An 18,526-nucleotide genomic window follows, 5' to 3' on the forward strand; every position below is an offset into this window, starting at 1 on the left:
CCAGCTCCCATCAGGGCGGGGGTTGTTCGCGTTGACGCCGGACGTCTACTTTAATAAGATCGCAGTCCGGCTGTAGCCTTCCTTCGTCTTGCGCACTTCCAGCACGGCCGGGAAGGCGTCTTTCAACTCCTGCACGTGGGAAATGACCCCGATCATCCGGCCGGCCCGCTGCAAATCGACCAGCGCGGCGATCGCCTTGCCGAGCGATTCCTCGTCGAGCGAGCCGAAGCCTTCGTCGATAAACATCATTTCGATCGCAACGCCGCCCTGGTGGGCTTGAATGACGTCGGTCATGCCAAGCGCCAAACAGAGCGAAGCATTGAACTTCTCCCCGCCGGATAACGTCTTGACGTCGCGGTTTTGTCCGGTATAGGCGTCGTACACGTCCAATCCGAGCCCGCTCTGCTTGCCCCGGATCTCCAGCCTGTCGCTGCGCTGCAACATAAACTGTCCGTCCGTCAGCGCGGTCAGCCGCGCATTGGCCGCATGCAAAATTTGCTCCAAATATTCGATCAGAATGTACCGCTCGAACGAGATTTTAAGCGGGTTGTCGCCCTTGAGCATCTGATACAGATCCATCACGATGGTGAGCCGCTCCTCCAGCTTGCGGACGTTCTCCCGGGCGGCTGCGATAGCTGTCCCCAGCCGTTCGCTCTCCTGCCGGAACCGTTCGGCCGTCTGCAGCTCGGCCGCCGTCCGCTCCAGCTCCCGCTTCAGGACGGCAAGCGCCTCCTGAAGCCGCTCCGTATCGGCCGGCTCCCGTTCGGCCAGCTCGCCTTCCAGCTCCGCGACCTGCTGTTCGAGCGCGGCAACGTTTTGACGGTAAGCCTCGATCTGCTTGCGCAAAGCAAGCCGGTCGGACTCGGCCAGCCTTGCCGCTATGTATGCGCCGGGATCGGCAAAGCCGCTCTTGTCCAGTTCGCTGCGGAACCGGTCGCCGGCTTCCCGCACGTTTGCCTCCGCCTCTTCGGCCTGCGCCGCCGCCTGGTGCGCGTTGGCCTTCTCCGCCGCCAGCCGCGTCTCGGCCAACTGCCGCAGCCGCTGCGCCTCCTTCCACGCTTCCTCCAGCTTGACGGCCAGCGCGTTCTGCGACCGCAGCCGCTTGTCGAGCAGGTCTGGCGTTCGCAGCTCTTCCGGAATCCGCTCCAGCTCCTTGGCCAACGCCGTTTGGGCCGAGCCGCTCTCCACCGCCGTCTGCTGCTGGCGAGCCGTTAGCCCGTCCTTCTGCGTCAGCAGCTCCTCCAGCCGGCGGTCGAGCGCGGAAGCCTCCTCCCGAAGCTGCGCTAGCGAAGCGGCCCGCTTCTTCAGCTCGTCCGTCTCGGCGCGCTGACGCTTGCCTTCCGTCTCCACCTGGCCGTACTGCTCCGCCAAACCGGCCGCCCGTATGCCATGCGCCTCCATCTCCGCCGCGCCCGCATCCCATCCGGAGCGGGCGGCCGCCGCCTGCGCCTTGGCCGCGCCGAGCTCCCGTTCCACGTAGCGAAGCGCCTCCTTGGCCTGCTGCAGCGTTTCGCGATTCGGCACCGCCTCGCCCGCCGCCGCTTTGTCCGGATGCTCCGTGCTGCCGCACACCGGGCACGGCTTGCCGTCATGCAGGTGAGCGGCCAGCAAGCCGGCCTGCCCTTCGATCCATAACGTCTCTAGCCTATCGTGCTCGGCGCGGGCGGCCAGCAGCTGCTTATCCAGCTCGGCCTCCGCGCGCGCAGCGTCGCCCATCCGCGCCTCCGCTTCCTGCAGCGCCTTGAGCAGCTTCGCCTTGTCGCGCAGCCGCGCCAGCGCCTCCAGCTTCTCCGGCAGCGCCGCCGTCTGCGCCTCCGCCTCGGCGAGCCGCTCCGCGGCGGCCCGCTTCGCTTCCCGCGCCGCAGCCAGCGCCGCCTCCGCCTCCGCCAGCCTCGCGGCGCCGGCCTGCTCCTCGCGCCGCAGCCGCTCGGCCTCGCGCCGCAGCGCATCGAGCCGCCGCACCGCCGGCTCCAGCTCCGCGAGCCGCTGCAGCTCGCGCTCGGCGGCTTTGCGCTCCGGCTCCCGCGCCGCCTCGCGGCCGTGCAGCGCCTCCGCTTCCGCAAGCGCCCGCGCGGCCTCCTCCGCCTCGCGCCGCTTGGCGTCAAGCTGCCGCCGCTTCGCCTCGGCGTCGCGAGCCGCCTTCGCCGCCTGCTCGGCGTACGGCTCGAGCCGTGCCGCCCGCTCGCCGAGCGCGAGCCGCTGCTCCTGCTCGGCGACGCTGCCCGCCTGGCCGGCCAGCTCGGCCAGCTTGGCCCGCTTCTGCGCCAGCTCCGCGAATCGGCCGTTCAGCAGCAGCGCGGCGCGCAGCTCCGTCTCCCGCCGCTCCAGCTCCGCGGCGAGCTCGGCCTTGCGCTCTTCGCCCGAGCGGGTCAGCTCGCGGTAATAGGTGCTCTCCCGCTCCAGCCCTTCCAGCACCTGGGCCGCGTTGTACGCCGTTTGGCGCAGTGTCGCTTCGAGCGGGCTGCCTTCGCGCAGCGGCAGCGTCTCTGGCACCTGCTTCATATATAGTTCCGCCTGGGCGGTCGCCTCCCGGTGCCGATCCTTCAGCTCACGGTGCTGGAGCTGGAACTTTTCCTCCAGCTTCCGGTACAGACCCGTGCGGAAAATACGGCGAAGAATGTCCTCCTTGTTCTCCGTATCCGACGTCAGCAGCTTGCGAAACTCGCCCTGCGGCAGCATGACGATCTGGCTGAACTGCTCCCGCGTCAAGCCGAGAATCGATTCCAAGCGGTCGTTCACGTCCCCAACCGTAAAACGGTCCACGCAAGGGACCTCCGTCCCCGACGTCGTTTCGTACAGCTCCGCCTTTCCGCCGGTTTCGCTTTTGTTCCCGCTTTTGCGGTGCGGCATTTGCCGGAACACCCGAAACGAGCGAGCGCCAGCCGCAAAAGCGAAATCGACCGCCGTGTGCGTGTCGTCGTCGGCAAAGTGGCTGCGCAGCAAGCGCGGCTCGGCGCGGTCCTCTCCGCTGGCGTAGCCGTACAGCGCGAAGCAGATGGCATCGAATATCGTCGTTTTGCCTGCGCCGGTATTGCCGGAGATGACGAACAGCCGCCGGTCACCCAGCTTCGTGAAATCGATCGTCTCCGAATCCCGGTAAGGGCCGAACGCATGCATGGTCAGTCGTAACGGCTTCATAGGATGCCCCCCTCTTCGCGGAGCAGTTGTTCGTATGTATCGGCAAACAGCCGCTTCTTGTCCTCGTCCAGGGCGGCGCCCTTCACTTCCTCGTAGAAAGCCGCGAACAGCTCGAGCGGATCGGCTTCCCTCCGGCCTTTCCCGGCTGCTCCGGCTGCGGCTTCGCCTGCCGCGAGAATGGCCGCCATAGAGGCAGATCGGCGTTCCACGAACAGCGCGTTCGGATAGATCGCCCTGACCTTCTCCATCGGAAACAGAACCGGATCGTCGTTCGTCAACGTAACGAACGCATAATCGCCGCATATGTCATGCCCTTCAATCTCTTCGATCGTGCCGACAACCCGCCGCATATCCCGCAGTGGCAGCAGTTCTTTCCTCTCCAGCGAGACGATGCCTTGTCCATCAAGCTCCACGATGTAGAAGCATTTGCGGTGGGTTTCTTCGGAAATCGAATATTTCAGGGGAGAGCCGGCATAGCGGATATGCTCTCCGAGCACGTAATGCGCTTGATGCAGATGGCCGAGCGCCACGTAATGGAACTTGCCGAAATGCTCCGCTCGCACATGCTCCGCCCCGCCGATCGACAGCGGACGCTCCGAATCGCTCGTATTGCTTTGCGGCTCGCCGCCCGGCGTCACGAACGCATGTCCGACGAGAATATGTCTGGCAGCCGGGTCCATCGACGCTTCGATACGGGCTACGATCGCCTGCATCGCCTCGTCGTGGGTACGGATCGCTTCGTCCTTCAATATGTATCGCACCTGGGCGGGGTCGGCGTAGGGCACCAGGTGAACATGCACCTCGCCGTGCTCGTCGCGCAGCACGACAGGCTTATGCTCCGCCTTGAGCTGACCGGCCAGATGCAGCCCTCTTCCTTCCATAATGCGGGTGGCGAAGTCCAACCGGTCTGGACTGTCATGGTTGCCGGATATCGCCAGCACCGGCGTATTCAGATCGACCACGATCCGCTCCAGCAACTCGTCCAGCAAATCCACCGCATCGGTAGGGGGGATCGCCCGGTCATACAAGTCGCCTGCTATGACAACCGCATCCGGGCGTTCCCGCTCCACCGTTTCCACCAGCTGCCCCAGCACATGCCTCTGGTCTTCCGTCATATAAACGCCCTGCACCAGCTTGCCCAAGTGCCAGTCGGCGGTATGTATAAATTTCATCGTTTGCCCTTCTTCCTTTCCTTGCTTCGACCGATGACGTTCAGAAAAGCGCCGGTCCTTCCCGTAACCATTCGATTTCCAAGCGCCGAATTCCTGTCTCCGCCGGCAATTCGAAGAATATCCAATTTTTGTTTATCATCCAAATTCATGGTAAAAGGAACTCGCACGAAAACGGTTACTCAACGATGGATGTCAACTGTGGATATTAGGCCAGTTGGCTCCTTGACTGCATAATAAAAAGCCTCGGCACCATCATGCCGAAGCTTTACGTGATTAAGCTTATTCGTTAAACCGCTCAGACGACCGTTCCTTATGCCGCTTCTACATGATGTTTCTTCTTGGATTCTTGGATTACTTTATTTTAATGACGACCTTTCCTTTGGCACCTCCGCCTTCTAAGTATTGGAGCGCTTGACCGGCATCTTTCAAATCATAAACCTTATCAATAACGGGCTTAATGCGCCCCCCTTCAATAAATTCCTTTAAAATTTTCAATTGCGTTCCGCTCGGTTTCATAAAAAGGTAATGATATTCCGTTTGGCTTTTTTTCTCAAGAGCCGTGATCTTACGGCTCACGACGGACAAAATGGCCGTTTTCATCCAACCCAATTGCTGCTCTTTTGCAAATTTTGCGTTTGGCATACCGGAAATCGATACGATTTTTCCGTTTGGTTTCAATATCCGGAATGATTTTTCCAAGGCTGCTCCTCCCAAAGTATCAAAAACAGCGTCATATCCGGATAACAGTTGTTCAAAATTCTCTTTTTTATAATTAATGATTAGATCGGCTCCCAGCGATTTGACCAATTCATAACCTTTATCGCTTGCTGTTGTAGCGACAAAAGCTCCCATTAACTTGGCCAGTTGGATGGCGAATGTACCCACGCCTCCGGCACCTGCATGAATCAAAATTTTTTGACCTTTTTGAAGATTCAAAATTTCGGTGAACGCTTGGTAAGTCGTCAGCCCGACCAGCGGTATGGACGCCGCTTCTTCAAAGCTTAGATTTTGCGGCTTCAGCGCAATATCTTCCTCATGAACTGAAATATATTCGGCTAATGTGCCGATCCGGTTTTTTCGGGGCCTCCCGTAAACTTCATCTCCGGGTTTATAGGCATTCACTTGTTCGCCAACCTTCACGACAACTCCGGAGAAATCATTTCCCAAGATCAACGGAAACTTGTAACTCAAAAGCAATTTCACTTTTCCTTCCTTAATTTTAAAATCGATAGGATTTAAGCTGGCTGCATGAATTTCCACCAGTACATCATGTTCTCCGATATTAGGCATTGGCCGATCTATCATCGTTAAGGGGACATGTTTTCCGTATTTCTGAATGCTCATGGCCTTCATGTACAATCACTCCATATGATTATTAGTTTAAACGGATGAACCAATTAATTAAAATTAGTTTCACCTCAGTATTCCCTTGCCTTTTTTTGTTAGTCACTGAGGCCTGCTGCACTCGACTTCGACGGCGGCAATTAATGATTTGAGTTGTTCAAGCGGTTTGCGGACAGTCAATACATAATAATTTTCTACGCTTTTTTTTTCGGATTTAATAAAACCGGACTGTTTCAGCACCTTCAAATGATGGGAAACGGCCGGTCTGGACAAATTGATATAGCTAGCTATCGTATTCACATTCAGTCCCGACTTGTGCTGCGCCAGCAGCATAATGATGGCTTGACGGTTTTCATCGGTCAACACTTCCAGCAGAGGAATACACTCTTTAAATTGTTGCAGAACATGCTCGGTTTGCTTGCTCATCCATTCCCCTCATTCCGTTCATTAGTTTAATCTCTTAAACTAATTATAACCACCTGATTTATAAAATCAAGTGCGGGGTTGGGTTATTCAGCTTTTATTGGATATCTTTTTTTAAATAATAATGAGTGTGCCGGCCGGCGTTTTGTATGGCTCCAAACACTTCAAAGCCTTGTTGAAATGGTTACTCCAGCGCTTTGAGCTTTTGCTCATACTGACGTATTAGAGCCGGATCGGGCCCATCGCGGTGCTTTTCGATGAACGCCTGAAGGGCCAGGCGGTATTCCGAAATGAATTTCGGATTGGCGGGACTTGCTGCAAGCTGGCCTTCGGCTTTTATAACCGGTTTGAGGTCTTTGTTGATTACCCACTTTAATCCATAATTGGACTTGTCGCTCATGATGAGGATATTTCGTTCGAAACCTGGAACATATTTGGCAACGAAAACTTCGCCCTTGGGCGGAATAAGAATCGCATTGCGCAGCGGATAGATGCTGGCGGACGTGGTACTGAAATTCGTCGCCACATCCAGCCCCTCGGCGGTTTTAAGGACTGCCTCGTACTCCCAAACATTTTGATCATTGTACAGGGAGTTTGTTTCCTCTGCATAAACAATGATTGCAGTACTTTCCGTTCCAACGGCGTTAAGAAATAATGAATTTAGATAATGCGTGAAGAAGATGTTGAACATTGCCGCCAGAAAACCTAAAATCGGAAAAATAAAAAACCATTTTCCATGATTACGCCATATCGATAAGAGGATTCCCAAGGCAAAGCTGAACAATAAGATTATCAAAAATGACCAGATCGGGTGATGCATCAAAAAATACAAGACGGCCGAGATCATATACATGTCTGTCACTCGCTCCCTCTCATGATGTTAGTTGGGGAGAGTACAATGAATATCCCACGAATCTCCATAAAAAAGCTAATTTGCACCAGCAACTGGAAGTGCATTTACACGGTGTTTATTAACCTTTTATTGAATCCAGCTTTTTCTCAAAAAGAACTCTATATGTATGGAAACCAAACTTCTCATGAAGTTTTTGGGATGAAGTATTTTCTATACCCGTTTGAGATCGTAGTAGATTAGCTCCTTTTTCGATTGCTTTTTTCTCAATATACTTTAACATCTGGAGGCCGAGGCCCCGGCCTTGAAATTCTGGAGTAATCAAAAGATCGTTTATTTCTGCTACGGACAATCCGTAGTCCACTATGTCGTTAAAAGTTACCCATAAGTATCCGACTACTTTATTCGTTTCTTCATCGATCCATATCTCTGCAATTGATCTTTGGTCTTGTAACGTTTCTACAAAATAAGAATAAAATTCATTAGGTTGAGAGGTTGAAAACCATTTCTCGCGGTAATGATCATAAGAGGTTTTTCTTGCCCATGGCGTATCACTCGCGTAATTGGTTTGGCAATGAAACTCAAGTACAAGATGTTTATCATCTTCGATGTTTATCCGCCGTGGGCTAATCATTATACGACCTCCTGAAGCTTTTATTTCTCTGAATTTTCACAGTTCCATTGCGTAAATAAAGTTAATGAATGTTTCTTTTCATTTAGGAGGTTCTCCGCAATTTGTTTAATTACACTTGCATCGCGTAAATCGTATAGATTAGGAAGTAACAGGTCCGATATCTTGATCAATGATTTCGTTTGCCTGTATTTCAAGAGCGCCTTCAACTATTTCACCAATAAAATGGAACATAATGACCTGGGTGTTTATGTTGCTTATCTTCCCCGGCTTCTGATTCGTCCCCCAGGAAAGTTCCATTTATCTCGTACAGAAGGTTTATTTTCTTTTATCATCAATACCTTATCAGCCTTAAGAATAGATGTACTCACAACTAATACCATCCCATTTTAATCGTTGCCGCTTATTCATCTGTCCCACCGCTTTCTGGCTGCCCGTTATACTATATTTTACCATATAGCAGGAAATACGAGCAGCTACATAAGTAGGAAAAAAAAACGCTAAACCCGTTATGCTCAAGGGCCCAGTACAATTCCAAAGCTAATTGTTTGTATTCTCAAAAGCCTGACCTCTTGCTGAGCAAGGGATCAGGCCTTTTCACGTAAACGGTTTAAGGTCTGACTTTGTAGTGGCGCCACTCGGGGTCGATTGGACTTGTCCCCGTTACTTCGCTAATTCGGCATCAGTCTTTTTCTGGATATCGTCGTCAGCCTCCCGGAGCAGCGTATTCACATCCAGTTCGCCCTTTGCCAAACGGTTCGCATATTTCACCAGTTCGTTGACAGCCAGGGAATCGACCCGAGGATGGATCGGCGCCATCGGGGCCATCTGATTTTTGTACAGGGCTGCATAGTTTTTGCCGGCAGAGCCTCGTTTCATATCCGCACCGGTCTGCGTCTGAATATTCCGATCCTTCAGCACCGTCATATTCGCTTGCCGGGCCATCGTCGTTTGGTATTCGTCGGAAATCAAGTATTGCAGCACTTCCATGGTCGCTTCTTTGTTGCGGGCCATGTTTGTCATGCCGATGTAGATCGGATCGGCTTGAGTGCGGGTATTCGGATAGCCGACGAGCGTCGGCATCGAGACAATATCCCAGTTTATACCGCTCAAATATTGATCCGCATATCCTTGGCCGAGCAGCGAAGCGATGTAGGTCATCATCGCCGTATTCTGATCCTTGTAAAATTGCGTAAGCGAGGGCGGGGACCCGTTCTGGGCGAAGTATTCGTCGAAAACGTCCGAATTGCGGTAGGGTTGCACAAAATACGTCTCGAATATCTTATCCAGCGGGTATCGCGATTTATTTGCAATTTGCCCGAAGCCGGATCGACCTTGACCAGCGACATCGGATTCATCTTGATCGCCTGGACCGCCCCCTGGCTGGAGAAGCCGAAGTACAGCTTGCCGCTGTCTTTGCGGGTCAGCTTCTTGGACAAGTCGAGCATTTCATCCCAAGTCATGCCATCGCGCGGATAGCCGACCCCGAACCGGTCGAATATATCTTTGTTGTAGAACAAAACCTGGATGTTGTTTTGCACCGGAAGCATATACAGCTTGCCCCCGGACGTCCGCTTCACCTCGTCCAGAAGAACGGGCTCGATCCGGTTCAGATCGACGTTGTGCTGCTTGACCAGATCGGTGATGTCATACTGAATGTTGTAGCCGTAGGCCAACTGCTCGTACGGCCGCGGGTCGTAAAAAACACGTCGAATTTTTGCCCGGCCGAAAGCATTTCCGGCATCGTGTTCCCCGGACTTGTGGGCAGCCATGTGAATTTGATTTTCGGAATTTTTTTGCGCAGCGGGTCCCCGAACCAGAAATCAATCTCTTCTTGCTTCTGGCCGTTGTTCGCAAAAAAGGTAACTTCAAACTCTTCCTGGGTCCAATCTTTGACGGCTGGAGCCGGGACCCCTATCGCTTCTTTTTCGCTATCCCCGCTTGATTTGCCGCATCCGGACAACAGCGCGAGCGCCGGAACGGCCAGCAACGCGCACCATACTGCTTTTCTCAGCATCGGTAATCCACCTATTCGCCAAATTTGAAATGCGGATGTTTAAAACGCAGCAGCAACAGTCATTTGTAAACGCTTTAATAAGATCGTATCGTGCAGTTCCCCCTGCTTGAATTGCCGCTACCCGACAGTCGAACGAACCGGCCGGTTCGCTAGTAACCATACCACTCGGACCGATGGGTCGTAAATCGCTGGTTTTTCACCCTTATACCGTTTTTGCAAGACAGACTTCGGAGCGCCGTTCAGACTATCGCCGGAGCATGCTCACCCCCGAACCGGCAGCGATCGCCGCTTTTTGCACTCTATCCATTTTTTCACTCATGCGGTTGCCCCGAGTGCGGACTGGCGCTCCATTGACTTTTGTCATCGTATGGTGTATAAATGGACTTAAATTAACCTTGACTGATATTCGTTGACGAGAACGAGTACGCTGCAGGTCCGATCCCCAGAGAGCCGCCCCCGTGCTGAAAGGCGGCGTTCGGTAAGCAGACGGAAATCATCTCCGAGAAGGTAGGCCGAAGCCGCAAGTAAGCCGACCCGGATTCCCGCCGTTATACGGGACGCGTATGATAGTACGTGGCAGAGGCGCCGCAGCGTTCCGGTTCAGACCGGGCACCGCGGAACGAGGGTGGTAGCGCGAGAGCAATCTCGTCCCTTACGGGACGGGATTTTTTTGTTTTTTTTACCAAGAAAGGATGAGAACCGATCATGAGAAAAGTGGATGTCAAAGAAAAACCGAGAGCCCGCGAGCTGCGCGTGCTCGAGCAGTGGAAGAAAGACGATACGTTCCGCCGGTCGATCGCGAACCGCGAGGGCCAGCCGAACTTCGTGTTCTACGAAGGGCCCCCTACCGCGAACGGCAAGCCGCATATCGGCCACGTGCTGGGGCGGGTTATCAAGGACTTTATCTGCCGCTACAAAACGATGTCCGGCTACCGGGTCGTGCGCAAAGCCGGCTGGGATACGCACGGGCTGCCGGTCGAGCTCGGCGTGGAGAAGCAGCTCGGCATCTCCGGCAAGCAGGAGATCGAGAAATACGGCGTCGCCGAATTCGTGGAGGCGTGCAAAGCGAGCGTATTCGAATACGAGCGCCAATGGCGCGAGCTGACCGAAGGGATCGCCTACTGGACGGACATGGACGATCCGTACATCACGCTGAAGGACGAGTATATCGAAAGCGTCTGGCACATTTTGTCCGAAATTCATAAAAAAGGGCTGCTCTACAAAGGCCATCGCGTCAGTCCGTACTGTCCGTGCTGCCAGACGACGCTCAGCTCGCACGAGGTCGCGCAGGGCTACGAAGACGTGAAGGACTTGAGCGCCACCGTCAAATTCCGCAGCGCCGACGGCAGCGAATCGTTCCTCGCCTGGACAACGACGCCGTGGACGCTTCCCGCCAACGTCGCCCTGGCGGTCAACAAGGATATCGACTACATCAAAGCGAAGCAGGACGGCGAAGTGTACATCGTCGCCCGGAATTTGGCCGATAAAGTGCTCAAGGAAGGCTACGAGACCGTCTCCGTCCACAAGGGCGCCGAGTTCGTTGGCCAATCTTACAAACCGCCGTTCGGCTACGTGACGGTCGATAAAGGGTTTGTGGTGGTCGACGCCGACTACGTCAGCGATACGAGCGGTACCGGCATCGTGCATATCGCGCCGGCCCACGGGGAGGACGACTACCGGACGACCCGCCAGCACAATATCGATTTCGTCAATGTGGTCGATCTGGCCGGCAAATACAGCGACCAAGTCACAGATTTCGCCGGACGGTTCGTCAAAGATTGCGACGTCGATATCGTGCGCAGCTTGTCCGAGCGCGACCTGCTGTTCGCCAAGGAGCGCTACGAGCACAGCTATCCGTTCTGCTGGCGCTGCAAATCGCCGCTTCTGTATTACGCGATGGAAAGCTGGTTTATCCGCACGACGGCGGTCAAGCAGCAGCTGATCGACAACAACAGCAAGATCGAATGGTACCCTTCGCACCTGCGCGACGGCCGGTTCGGCAAGTTTCTGGAGGAGCTCGTCGACTGGAACATCAGCCGCAACCGGTATTGGGGAACGCCGCTTAACGTATGGGCATGCGGCGACTGCGGAGAGGAATTCGCTCCCGGCAGCCGTCAAGAGCTGCTCGACCGGGCAATCGGCGAGATCGACCCGAATCTGGAGCTGCACAAACCTTATGTAGATCAGGTCAAGGTGCGCTGCTCGTGCGGCGGTACGATGGAACGGACCTCGGAAGTGATCGACGTCTGGTTCGACAGCGGCTCGATGCCGTTCGCCCAATACCATCATCCGCTCGGCGACGAGCAAACGTTCCGGGAGCAGTATCCGGCCGACGTGATCTGCGAAGGGATCGACCAAACGCGCGGCTGGTTTTACAGCCTGCTGGCCGTCTCCACGCTGTATAACGGGAAAGCGCCGTACAAGGCGGTGCTGTCCACCGGCCACGTCCTGGACGAACACGGCCAGAAAATGTCCAAAAGCAAAGGCAACGTCATCGACCCTTGGGACATCATCGAGCAGTTCGGTACGGACGCCTTCCGCTGGTCGCTACTCTCGGACAGTGCGCCGTGGAACAGCAAGCGTTTCTCCAAGCAAATCGTCGCCGAGGCGAAGTCCAAGGTGATCGATACGATCCATAATGCGCATGCGTTCTATGCGCTGTACGCCGTCATCGATCAATACAAGCCGGAGGAGCACGCTTCGCGGGTATCGGACAACGAGCTGGACCGGTGGATTCTCTCCCGCCTGCACAGCACGCTGAAGCAGGTCGAGAAAGGACTGGAGCAATACGACTTCCTCAACCCGGCCAAGCAGATCGAAGCGTTCGTCGAAGAAATGAGCAACTGGTATATCCGCCGTTCGCGCGACCGGTTCTGGGGAGGCGAGCTGACCACCGACAAAGTATCCGCCTACCAGACGCTGCAAGAGGTACTGTTGACGTTGTCCCGGGCGATCGCCCCGTATGCGCCGCTGATCGCCGAGGACCTGTACGGCAACATGTGCGGAGAAGGAAGCGTGCATCTCGCCTTCTACCCGAAAGCCGACGAGTCGAAAATCGACGAGCAGTTGGAGCGGGATATGGAAACAGCGCGGCAAATCGTCGAGCTTGCCCGGACGATCCGCAACGATACGGCCATCAAGACGCGGCAGCCGCTGTCCGAGCTGATCGTATCGCTCGATGCGGATTTCCGTCTGGATCGCTTCGAGTCGATCATCAAGGACGAGGTCAACGTCAAGCAGCTCCGCGCCGAGCAAAGCGACGGCGGGTTCGTGGAATTTACGTTCAAGCTGAACCTGAAGGTCGCCGGCAAAAAGTACGGCAAGTTTGTCGGGCCTCTGCAAGCTTACTTGAAACAGCTGCCGGCCTCCGAAACGAAGCAAGCGGTCGAGCAGGGCTTCCTCGACACGACGATCGACGGCGAAGCGCTGCATATTACGATCGACGAGCTGCTTGTGGAGAAGCAAGCCAAAACGGGATTCGCGTCGGCATCCGGCAACCGGATCACGGTAGCGCTGAATACGACGATTACCGAGGAGCTGGAGCAGGAAGGGCTCGTTCGCGAAGTCGTCCGCGCGATCCAGGATTACCGCAAGAAGCTGGATCTGCCGGTCGAGAAGCGGGTCCGTCTGACGCTTGCGGCCGACGATACGCTGCAAACGGCGATCGAACGGTTCCGCAACGTACTCGAAGACAGCGTGCTGCTGGAAAGAGTCCGTTTTGCGCCGCAGCAATCCGACATGGAACTGGTTGCAATCGGGGATAAAAACTTGGGATTGCTGATCGACTAATTCCAATAGAACTCGGAGATCGCACAATAGATTCCATACAACAAAAAAACCTTCGAATCCACGGTCATACCGCGGAAACGAAGGTTTTTTTGCTGCTGCTGTTGCTACCGCAAGCAGCTCCAAATTCAAAAGCCATTATACGATGTCCGTACGCATAAGCAGTTCCAGAAACTTCGATGACGCCGGCGAGAGCGGAGCGTACTTCAAATAAGAGGCGCTGATCATCCGCCGGGGCATGCTCTCCTCGATCTTGATCTCATACAGCTTCTCGCTTTCCAGTTCGTCCCGAACAAAGTTTTTGATCAGACAAGCGATGCCTCGCCCTTCGATGGCAAACTGCGTCATTAGGTCCAGATTGCCCAGCTCGACCTCAGGCTCCAGCTCGATGCCAAGCTCTTTGAAGAAGCAGTCGACATGCCTCCGGGTGTTACTTTTTTTCTCCAGCATAAGCAGCGGGTAATCGTTTAATTGGGCCAGCGGAACATGCGTCCGTTTGGCCAGCTCCCTGTATTTCTCTCCTGCGACGAAGCAATCTTCCAGCTCGAGAAGCTCCAGTGTCATTAAGTCATTGTCCGGACCCGGCAAATTGACGATGCCGATGTCGATTTGCTCTTTTTTCATCAGGTCAATGATTTCGGGCGTGGTCGGATTCGTAACGCGGATCACGATACCGGGATAATAAGTATTGAATTGGTTCATGTAAGGCATCAAGTAATGCTTGCATAGGGCTGCGCTGATGCCGATGCGGATCTCGCCGTCGAGCAGCTGTTGGACGCTCTTGATTTCCTTCTCCGCCGTCGACAGGGCAAGGAATATTTGCTTCGCATATTTAAGTAAAATTTCCCCCTCCTTCGTCAAAGCAACCCCGCGAGCGGTACGAACAAATAACGGACAGCCGATCTGCAGCTCCAAACGGCGAATCGAGCGGCTAACAGCGGGCTGCGTCGTGAAAAGGCTTTCAGAAGCTTTCGAGATGCTTCCCTGCTCGGCAATGGTTTGGAACGTTTTCAGCAACTCCAAATTGATGTTGTTCCAGTTATTCATGGCTCGACCTCGATTATTCGCATAATGAATACCTTTATTATAGTACTATTGTCCGTGAGAACACTACGGGTTCCCTGCAATTTGTTCGAATAGGAATACTTTTTGTGCATACCCGCTATGTCATATTGGCGTTTTTCCATTTGTACGGCGGGTAGTATGATGGCATGGAAAGGAGGTCGTTATGAACGACGCACACAGCTTATTCACCAGCGGCGGCAAGCCTGTGATTTCGATTGTTCACAAGGAACGCTGGAGCTATTCCATGTTTGCCATCTTAGCTTCGACGGCCTTTTTGAATATTTAGCTTGCTTTTTGACGAGGGAGCAGGATAAATGAAGTTGGAGTATGGGCGAGTTTCGGCCAAAGACCAAAATCCGGAACGGCAACTCATTAAGTTTCGCGAGTTAGGTATCGAGGAACGTTTTATATTTGTCGAAAAGCAAAGTGGAAGGGGGGATCGATGGAATGGACAGGGGCCTGTTGACAAATTAGCAGTGTAAGCAAGAGTTTTGAGGAATCATGTAGAAGTAGTCTACATGGTACTTTTTATTAAGAGGGCTAAGAAATTAAGACATCGAACCCAGCCTGAGAAACCGCACCGAGTCTGGGTACGGTTCACGAAAGAAAGCCGGACGACATCGGATTCGGCCCGGCTAGGAATTCAAACACTATGGGAAGCATACGAACAAAAAAAACTATGGCAATGGGTAATACACGTGTAATACAAATCGTTATTTGATGAGCTGTTCAAAAACTACGGACCGCATCATGCCAGACTTATTCCAGTTTCGAATCTTGCGAGTCCGATCTAACTGAAACGAAAACGGGCTCGCACGGCGAAAGAGCCGTTGGCGGTAGAAGATGCTCCGCCCGAACCGTTGTCGTTCCTGGAACTGGCGGAGAAGAAACGTCAGGCCGCATAGACGGAAGACGAGATCCGCTAATGCACGAAGTTGCCTTAAGAGCGATTCCATATACCATGCACTTGTTCGTTGCATAAATGAACCAAAACATATTGCTTATTTAGTTATGTTAGTTGGATTACTAAATGAATTCAAATAGTTAAAATTCCCGATTTGATTGAAAGATTTCTTCTCTACATCAAATTCGAGAACAATAATCTGCCCCCGAAGCCCTGAATTTGCGCGAGTATCTACAATCGCGATTTTGTTTTCTCCAAGTTGAACAACGGTTTCGCCTTCTGTTGTAATATAACTTTGTGGTGGTGAATTCAGGCTTAGTTCCGGTGTAGGTTTAAAAGCGATTATGGCTAAGCAAATTAATATTCCCATCAAAAGAATCGACTTCAAATTGCCTTCGGTTTTCAAAATATTCCTCCCTCATTTCAAATTACCTTCAGTTTTCAAAATATTCTTCCCTCCCACCTACTATGACGTTTTACGGGACCGAAAAGGTTGCGTCAATTAAAGAATAATGAATTGATCTCGTATTGTGAAATGCACCACAATATGATTTCAATCCATTATATCTGCAATATGCACTATATTATATTGTTAGATCAAAACAAACGGCTTATGGAAATTAAAAATTAATTACACTTTGCGGTCTATATATGGTCGATCCGATATAAATGTCACTTCCATCTATAACCTGGGTTTCGTCAATCCACCCACTAGTCCATGCTGAAGTTTTTGCTTCAACGCGAGGACGATCAACATTCACTACATATTCGTTCAACATTGGTTCGGATTCCCATACGGCCGTATCGCTCGATGCTGAGCCTCCGGGAGGAGCCGCTACCGAAAAAGCAACCCCTGTAAACTTAGTTGTTTGTTTTAATACGATTTTATCAGCGCGAAACGGTGTACTTCCGCCCCAGAAGGCTTGCTGTGAGCCTTTCTCCGCGGATCTGTATTTTGTTTCAAATGGGAACGTCAACAGATCAACTCCGGAACAAAAGTTGTTTACTGTGGTTGTATTTTTTGCATCCACAGAGGAGCCATATGCAATAACTGTCTGTCCCGAATAGCAAGTCCAAGCAGTTCCCATGGGGGAGATTTCGCTCTGACTAATATCCCGCTGACTATTAAGCTGCTTTTGGGCTTGATAGTTATTCAGGAGATTACTAGCGTCGGCTTTCGATCCTTCACCTGATACTGTGTACACTTTGACGCCATTATTAACGCTTTCCTCTACCACTAGATTCCCTTTGGGGGAAATCGAGGCTTCGGAAGCCAGCGCAGAAGTTCCGACAGTGAGAAGTAGAGCAACACTCGTTAATGCAGTAGCGAGTTTCTTCATTAGATTTCTCCTTCTGATTATTTATTATATAGTGCATTATTGCCTAGAGTTACTTTCCGAAATAATACAATGTCTTAAATGTTAAACCATAGCTTGTAGAACTTGGATCACCAATTCCTGTTCTGACAAAGCCATATTCATTACGACTTTCTTCTATCAACTTTTCAAGTTGTGTCGTTTTTAAGTCTTTGAAGTATTTAATTAATAACTCATAAAATAAAAAGTAAAATTCAACTGAGTAGTTACTTTCGTATAGATTCGTGGGGTTCTCAAAAATTGTTTTTAAAAAATTTTTGTCCTGCTGCGAAGATTCGTAAGGTTGTCCTATAGCTTCGCTTAATAATAATCTGTAAAAGGCCAAATATGGAGCGCTTTCGGGTGACGACAAGTTTTGATTGGATAAGTTGGTTGTGATCATGTTAGAAATGGCTATTAGTTTATCGTCCGGTAAAGGCTGATCTAATATTTTAAGGGATAATATATTGTAATGGATTTCCATGTACGACTTGTTCGATATGTTTTTTTCTAGATGTGAAATAACTAGTTGTTTGATTCTTTCTTTGTCAAAAGATGCCTGATTTAAAGATAGATAATAAAACATTTGGGCTGAACCCAACTCATTAGCATTTATTTTGCTGAGGAAGCTGTCATAATTAGTTTTGTCATTTGGATTCACTAAATTTTTGATCTTATTGGAAAAATAAGTAGCTTCAAGCGTTCCAGGCTTCTTTTGGTAATAAAGGTAATATGGACTCAACTTATACTTTTCAATTTTCGATAGTAGTTCTTCCCTTTTTGTCTTCAATGAAAAATGGATTGTATCGAAATATTTTAGAGCGATAAAAGTTGCGAGTATGTTCTCTTCACTTTGGGAATCGATTTTGAAAAAACCATTATCGAGTTGAAGCTTCTCAATTTTTTCTTTATAAATATTTAGATTAATGTTTGCTTGAGGGTAAATATTTTTAAAATCTATTAGTGGGTCGATCACCAATAACAAGAGTGCATCATCATTGTTGGTGAATCGAGCGATCTCGGAAGCCATGTTTTCCAATTTCTCAATAATCTTAGGTTCATCAAATTCCACGTTAAGTAGTTTTGCGGTTTGAAGGGCAAGAAATAAATGTCCGGTCGTAGTGTAATTGTATTTATCCAATTTGCTAAGTTTTACTTTTACCCATTCATTAGTTTCGTTTATGGGAGTTAAGTAACCAAGATCCCTTAAAACAAATACTGCCATATACGTCGATAAATATTGTGTTTTTTCATTTGCGAGTATTTCTTCAATATTGTTTTTTGAATATGAGAACGATCCATTCGGTAGTTTTAACTCTAGTATGTAATGAATTATTTCCTCTTTTGTTTCTATGTCTTTTTCAATATAATCCTTAAATATGCTGGTAAAGAAATAAAGGGTGCTGATATTATCATTTCTTTTTTCTGGAAATAAAATATTTTCTTTATTGTTCACTATAAAATTATAAGTATCTTCTAATTCATCAGATTTGATTGGCGTATTTAATCTATCCTTTATTTGTTTAAGATAATATAAATTGTAGATATCATAAACTGCATCAATCTCTGTGCTTAATAATGGGTAGCTTTTGTCTATGTTTTGTGATTGCAAAATGAAGTTGACAGGCCCAGATCGATAAAACTCACGATCTTCTTTGGATAATATGGTATTGTTTTGGGGCAATGAAGTAAGAATCAAGATAACTATAAATATTGATAATATTAATATAAATAGATGCTTCGTATATCTAATCATCCAATTAATCACCCACCCATGAATGTGCATGTATGGTATACATTTAAGTTTATTATAGTATATTTATTCTTTTCTATATATAGGA

Annotated in this window: 16 protein-coding genes and 1 other annotated feature; of the genes, 3 read left to right on the plus strand and 13 right to left on the minus strand. The window is 50.9% G+C overall.

The genetic code is table 11. The annotated features are described in order from the left end of the window. Positions 1 to 45: 45 nt before the first annotated feature. The 9 genes from ABD796_RS06250 to ABD796_RS06290 all read right to left on the minus strand — a co-directional run bounded on the left by ABD796_RS06250 (position 46) and on the right by ABD796_RS06290 (position 9,575). Complete coding sequence (locus ABD796_RS06250; protein ID WP_344904600.1) at positions 46 to 3,138, minus strand: AAA family ATPase; 3,093 nt, start codon at positions 3,136 to 3,138, stop codon at positions 46 to 48. Next, on the minus strand, positions 3,135 to 4,310 hold the full coding sequence (locus tag ABD796_RS06255) for an exonuclease SbcCD subunit D (RefSeq protein WP_344904605.1): 1,176 nt from the start codon (positions 4,308 to 4,310) through the stop codon (positions 3,135 to 3,137). The genes ABD796_RS06250 and ABD796_RS06255 overlap by 4 nt, the downstream gene beginning before the upstream one ends. A 351-nt stretch (positions 4,311 to 4,661) precedes the next feature. Further along, entirely contained in the window at positions 4,662 to 5,663 is a 1,002-nt protein-coding gene (locus tag ABD796_RS06260; RefSeq protein ID WP_344904609.1) for an NADP-dependent oxidoreductase, read from the minus strand. A 93-nt stretch (positions 5,664 to 5,756) separates the two neighbouring features. Then, the gene (locus tag ABD796_RS06265) at positions 5,757 to 6,080 is read right to left on the minus strand and encodes an ArsR/SmtB family transcription factor (RefSeq protein WP_344904612.1); all 324 of its coding nucleotides are present in this window, start codon (positions 6,078 to 6,080) and stop codon (positions 5,757 to 5,759) included. A 181-nt stretch (positions 6,081 to 6,261) separates the two neighbouring features. After that, positions 6,262 to 6,930: an AtpZ/AtpI family protein gene (locus ABD796_RS06270; protein ID WP_344904615.1), complete on the minus strand. Its 669-nt coding sequence runs from the start codon at positions 6,928 to 6,930 to the stop codon at positions 6,262 to 6,264. Between the two features lie 118 nt (positions 6,931 to 7,048). Then, positions 7,049 to 7,561 carry a GNAT family N-acetyltransferase gene (locus ABD796_RS06275; protein ID WP_344904618.1) on the minus strand — a complete coding sequence of 171 codons (513 nt, stop codon included), beginning with the start codon at positions 7,559 to 7,561 and terminating at the stop codon, positions 7,049 to 7,051. A gap of 660 nt (positions 7,562 to 8,221) precedes the next feature. Then, entirely contained in the window at positions 8,222 to 8,722 is a 501-nt protein-coding gene (locus tag ABD796_RS06280) for a hypothetical protein (RefSeq protein WP_344904621.1), read from the minus strand. Then, complete coding sequence (locus ABD796_RS06285) at positions 8,719 to 9,234, minus strand: ABC transporter substrate-binding protein (RefSeq protein ID WP_344904624.1); 516 nt, start codon at positions 9,232 to 9,234, stop codon at positions 8,719 to 8,721. Before ABD796_RS06285 ends, ABD796_RS06280 begins: the two co-directional genes overlap by 4 nt. Continuing rightward, complete coding sequence (locus ABD796_RS06290; protein WP_344904627.1) at positions 9,168 to 9,575, minus strand: hypothetical protein; 408 nt, start codon at positions 9,573 to 9,575, stop codon at positions 9,168 to 9,170. The genes ABD796_RS06285 and ABD796_RS06290 overlap by 67 nt, the downstream gene beginning before the upstream one ends. Positions 9,576 to 9,975: 400 nt before the next feature. Beyond that, positions 9,976 to 10,231, plus strand: a binding site (T-box leader). 49 nt (positions 10,232 to 10,280) lie between these two features. Here ABD796_RS06290 and ileS point away from each other — a divergent pair. Then, entirely contained in the window at positions 10,281 to 13,364 is a 3,084-nt protein-coding gene (gene ileS, locus ABD796_RS06295; protein ID WP_344904630.1) for an isoleucine--tRNA ligase, read from the plus strand. A gap of 135 nt (positions 13,365 to 13,499) precedes the next feature. Here ileS and ABD796_RS06300 read toward each other — a convergent pair whose 3' ends face one another. Further along, positions 13,500 to 14,408, minus strand: coding sequence for a LysR family transcriptional regulator (locus ABD796_RS06300; protein WP_344904633.1), 909 nt, complete (start codon positions 14,406 to 14,408; stop codon positions 13,500 to 13,502). A gap of 181 nt (positions 14,409 to 14,589) precedes the next feature. Here ABD796_RS06300 and ABD796_RS06305 point away from each other — a divergent pair, with 181 nt between their 5' ends. Continuing rightward, entirely contained in the window at positions 14,590 to 14,712 is a 123-nt protein-coding gene (locus tag ABD796_RS06305) for a hypothetical protein (protein WP_344904636.1), read from the plus strand. Positions 14,713 to 14,740: 28 nt separating this feature from the next. Continuing rightward, on the plus strand, positions 14,741 to 14,908 hold the full coding sequence (locus ABD796_RS06310) for a recombinase family protein (RefSeq protein ID WP_379116271.1): 168 nt from the start codon (positions 14,741 to 14,743) through the stop codon (positions 14,906 to 14,908). A 519-nt stretch (positions 14,909 to 15,427) separates the two neighbouring features. Here ABD796_RS06310 and ABD796_RS06315 read toward each other — a convergent pair. The 3 genes from ABD796_RS06315 to ABD796_RS06325 all read right to left on the minus strand — a co-directional run bounded on the left by ABD796_RS06315 (position 15,428) and on the right by ABD796_RS06325 (position 18,441). Beyond that, complete coding sequence (locus ABD796_RS06315) at positions 15,428 to 15,736, minus strand: hypothetical protein (RefSeq protein ID WP_344904639.1); 309 nt, start codon at positions 15,734 to 15,736, stop codon at positions 15,428 to 15,430. Between the two features lie 214 nt (positions 15,737 to 15,950). After that, on the minus strand, positions 15,951 to 16,670 hold the full coding sequence (locus ABD796_RS06320) for a hypothetical protein (protein WP_344904642.1): 720 nt from the start codon (positions 16,668 to 16,670) through the stop codon (positions 15,951 to 15,953). A 49-nt stretch (positions 16,671 to 16,719) separates the two neighbouring features. Continuing rightward, entirely contained in the window at positions 16,720 to 18,441 is a 1,722-nt protein-coding gene (locus ABD796_RS06325) for a hypothetical protein (RefSeq protein WP_344904645.1), read from the minus strand. Positions 18,442 to 18,526 lie beyond the last annotated feature (85 nt).

Source organism: Paenibacillus hodogayensis (genome assembly GCF_039536325.1).
Classification (GTDB): domain Bacteria; phylum Bacillota; class Bacilli; order Paenibacillales; family NBRC-103111; genus Paenibacillus_AB; species Paenibacillus_AB hodogayensis.

Coding starts and splice junctions, on each gene's coding strand:
- ABD796_RS06250 (WP_344904600.1), bottom strand. CDS start 3,138: ATGAAGCCGTTACGACTGACCATGCATGCGTTCGGCCCTTACCGGGAT.
- ABD796_RS06255 (WP_344904605.1), bottom strand. CDS start 4,310: ATGAAATTTATACATACCGCCGACTGGCACTTGGGCAAGCTGGTGCAG.
- ABD796_RS06260 (WP_344904609.1), bottom strand. CDS start 5,663: ATGAAGGCCATGAGCATTCAGAAATACGGAAAACATGTCCCCTTAACG.
- ABD796_RS06265 (WP_344904612.1), bottom strand. CDS start 6,080: ATGAGCAAGCAAACCGAGCATGTTCTGCAACAATTTAAAGAGTGTATT.
- ABD796_RS06270 (WP_344904615.1), bottom strand. CDS start 6,930: ATGTATATGATCTCGGCCGTCTTGTATTTTTTGATGCATCACCCGATC.
- ABD796_RS06275 (WP_344904618.1), bottom strand. CDS start 7,561: ATGATTAGCCCACGGCGGATAAACATCGAAGATGATAAACATCTTGTA.
- ABD796_RS06280 (WP_344904621.1), bottom strand. CDS start 8,722: ATGATGACCTACATCGCTTCGCTGCTCGGCCAAGGATATGCGGATCAA.
- ABD796_RS06290 (WP_344904627.1), bottom strand. CDS start 9,575: ATGCTGAGAAAAGCAGTATGGTGCGCGTTGCTGGCCGTTCCGGCGCTC.
- ileS (WP_344904630.1), top strand. CDS start 10,281: ATGAGAAAAGTGGATGTCAAAGAAAAACCGAGAGCCCGCGAGCTGCGC.
- ABD796_RS06300 (WP_344904633.1), bottom strand. CDS start 14,408: ATGAATAACTGGAACAACATCAATTTGGAGTTGCTGAAAACGTTCCAA.
- ABD796_RS06305 (WP_344904636.1), top strand. CDS start 14,590: ATGAACGACGCACACAGCTTATTCACCAGCGGCGGCAAGCCTGTGATT.
- ABD796_RS06310 (WP_379116271.1), top strand. CDS start 14,741: ATGAAGTTGGAGTATGGGCGAGTTTCGGCCAAAGACCAAAATCCGGAA.
- ABD796_RS06320 (WP_344904642.1), bottom strand. CDS start 16,670: ATGAAGAAACTCGCTACTGCATTAACGAGTGTTGCTCTACTTCTCACT.
- ABD796_RS06325 (WP_344904645.1), bottom strand. CDS start 18,441: ATGATTAGATATACGAAGCATCTATTTATATTAATATTATCAATATTT.